Raw genomic sequence first — 316 nt, forward strand, 5'->3', positions numbered from 1 at the left:
GTGGTACGAGCAACGCGTTGCCCTATACCTATGGGTCGGTTACGATCCCCACCCTGACCTTGATCAATCCCACTCAAGGGCCAGCAGGGACTACGGTCACCCTTACAGGTTCGAACTTGTCGACCGTGACAGCGGTGCATTTCGGTGGCAACCCGGCGGCTTCGTTCACGGTAGTATCGGCCACCCAGATCACTGCGGTGGTACCTTCGGGGACAGGTACAGTCGCAGTGACTGTCACTTCTCCGGCAGGCACCAGCAACTCGGTGGCCTACACCTATGGCGCGGCTGCTCCTACTCTTGTTTCGTTGACACCGGC

At 59.5% G+C, this 316-nt stretch carries 1 protein-coding gene; it reads left to right on the forward strand.

Annotation, left to right across the window (positions count from 1 at the left end; translation table 11 throughout):
- Positions 1–59 precede the first annotated feature (59 nt).
- The coding region (locus ACX4ZE_RS23275) for an IPT/TIG domain-containing protein (protein WP_480275606.1) at positions 60–316 on the forward strand (257 nt) is incomplete at its 3' end.

The sequence above is a fragment of the Nocardia sp. TBRC8007 genome, from assembly GCF_056629435.1.